General features: G+C 73.8%; 3 protein-coding genes. 2 read left to right on the forward strand and 1 reads right to left on the reverse strand.

The features are described 5' to 3' along the window. The first annotated feature begins 61 nt into the window (after positions 1 to 61). Positions 62 to 475 (forward strand): CBS domain-containing protein, encoded by a 414-nt coding sequence (locus tag ACIQOV_RS37560; RefSeq protein WP_401055269.1) that lies wholly within the window; start codon positions 62 to 64, stop codon positions 473 to 475. 172 nt (positions 476 to 647) lie between these two features. Here the strand turns inward: ACIQOV_RS37560 and ACIQOV_RS37565 are convergent, their stop codons facing one another. After that, positions 648 to 1,598 (reverse strand): AraC family transcriptional regulator, encoded by a 951-nt coding sequence (locus tag ACIQOV_RS37565; protein WP_401055268.1) that lies wholly within the window; start codon positions 1,596 to 1,598, stop codon positions 648 to 650. Positions 1,599 to 1,781: 183 nt separating this feature from the next. On the opposite strand from ACIQOV_RS37565, the gene ACIQOV_RS37570 reads away from it, so the two are divergent. After that, positions 1,782 to 2,366: a pyridoxamine 5'-phosphate oxidase family protein gene (locus tag ACIQOV_RS37570; protein WP_380549213.1), complete on the forward strand. Its 585-nt coding sequence runs from the start codon at positions 1,782 to 1,784 to the stop codon at positions 2,364 to 2,366. The last annotated feature ends 57 nt before the right edge of the window (positions 2,367 to 2,423 follow it).

Consider the following 2,423-nt stretch of genomic DNA (forward strand, 5'->3'; position numbering starts at 1 on the left):
GGGACCAGCGGGGGGAACCACCGACGAAGGAGTCCCCGTGACCACCACTGCCCGAGACATCATGCACACCGGCGCCCAGTGCGTCGGCGCCCACCAGACGCTGGCCGAGGCCGCGCGGATGATGCGCGACAAGAACGTGGGCGCGCTGCCGATCTGCGGCGACGACCAGAAGCTGAAGGGCATCATCACCGACCGCGACATCGTGCTGCGATGTATCGCGGAGGGCAAGGACCCGGCCAAGATGACGGCCATGGAGCTCTCCGGCCACCTGCACTGCGTGCGCGCCGAGGACAGCATGGAGGCGGTGCTGCGCAAGATGGAGCAGCACCAGATCCGGCGCATCCCGGTGATCGACGGCGACCGGCTGGTCGGCATGATCAGCGAGGCCGACCTGGCGATGGGGCACCGCGACGGCCAGCGGCTGACCGATCAGCAGATCATCGAGTTCATGGACAGCGTCTACATGAAGCAGTGACCGGCTGACACCCCGCGTGCCCCGTGCCTGCCCGCCCCCGTGACCGGCCGGTCCCCCGTACCGGCCGGGCTCTTCGAGCGTGCCGGGCGGGGCACCGGTTCGTCTTGTACAAATGCGCACCGTCGGCGATCGCGCACATTCGGAGACCACGCGCCGTGCGCAGGCGTGCGCCTCAGCCTCCGGCGTCCAGGAGGGTGCTGGTCACCCGCCCGGTGACCCGGTCGGTGACCCGGCCGGCGGGCTCGGGCAGGGCGGCGGCGGTGCGCCGGGACGCCAGGAACGCGCTCGGCGAGCGGCCGACCATGGCGCGGAAGGTCCGGTCGAGGTGCGACTGGTCGTAGTAGCCGCAGCGCGTGGCCAGGTCGGCGCCCGTGGTTCGCGCCCCGGCGGGGCGGCGCCCGAAGGGGTGGTCCCCGGCTGTCCGCTCCTCGTGGGCGGTCAGGACGTGGAGGGTGCGCTGGAGCCGGAGGATGCCGGCCGCCTGCTTGGGGGCCAGCCCGAGGTGCTCGCGGAAGCGCAGCTCCAGCCTGCGGCGGCTCCAGCCGGTGCCCTCGACCAGGGCGCCGATCGGCACCAGCCCGTGGGTGTGCCGCAGCTGCCGCCAGACCCAGTGCACGGACGGGTCCCAGTCCGGCCCGTACGCGAACAGCGCACCGAAGTAGCCGTCCAGCATGGCGAACCGGGCCGGCCAGCTCGGGGCGTGGGCCAGCCGGTCGGTCAGCGCCCGCAGCCGCGGGCCCAGCACGTCCCCGGCCTCGGCCCAGTGCCCGCCGAGCTCGCCGGCCAGCGGACCGAACGCCCGGAAGGCGCCCTGCGGAGTGAGCGAGACGGCCAAACCGTGCAGCACGCCCGCGTGTTCGGCGATCGTCGCGGTGCGGCGCAGCCCGGCCGCGACCGAGCCGAAGGCGGTGGCGGGCGCGGGCGAGACGGCGTCGGTGAGGCTCATCGTGCCTTCGAAGGCGAGGGCCACGGTGACCACGTCCGTCGGCACCTCCAGCCGTCGGAGCGGCTGGCGCAGGGCCAGCCGGTAGCCGCGGTAGCCGAGGACGTACGGGCGCAGCGGCGCGGCGGGGGTGCCGAGGACCGTCCCGGGCGCGGTGGTGGGGAGGGTGCTCCGGGTCATCGCAACTCCCGTGCTCGGCCTGGCGGGTGGCAGGTACCCGAACCATCGTAGGCGCCGCCGGGCGGCCTTTGGAGGGCGCGGACGGCGGTCGGTCGGCTTCGGACGGCCCGGGCCGCCCGAGAGGCCGTCTCAGGGGTCGGAACCTCCTTTCCCACCAGTCGGGATGCGGGCACACTTGCGCCCATGGGAAAGCAGTACGAACGCATCGACGGCCGGCTGCGCGGTTTCATCGAGCGCCAGCCGGTCTACTTCGTCGCCACCGCCCCGCTGGCCGCCGACGGGCACGTCAACCTCTCGCCCAAGGGCCGCGCCGGGACGCTCGTGGTGATCGACGAACTCACCCTCGCCTATCTGGACTTCGGCGGCTCACAGGCCGAGACCGTCGCCCACCTGCGGGAGAACGGCCGGATCACCCTGATGTGGTGCGCCTTCGAGGGCCCGCCGACCGTGGTGCGGGTGCACGGGCGCGGCGAGCCGGTCTTCCGGGACGACCCGCGGTTCGCAGGACTGCTGCGCCACTTCGACCCGGCCGCGGACGGCTCCGGTCTGCGGGCGATCGTGCTGGTCGAGGCCGAGCGGGTCAGCGACTCCTGCGGGTACGCGGTGCCGTTCATGGACTACCGCGCCGACCGCGACCTGCACGCCCAGTACTTCGACCGCAAGGACGAGGAGGAGTTCGGCGCCTACTGCGAGCGCAAGCCACTGGTCGGCACCAGCATCGACGGCCTGCCGGCCGTCCCGCTGCCGCTCCCGCCCCGGCCGTCCTGACCGGCAGGGCTGCCCCGATCTCGCGGGCCCCGGGCACGACGAGGCCGCCGCACCCCG

The organism is Kitasatospora sp. NPDC091257, from assembly GCF_044757675.1.
Taxonomy (GTDB): Bacteria; Actinomycetota; Actinomycetes; order Streptomycetales; family Streptomycetaceae; genus Kitasatospora; species Kitasatospora lactacystinica.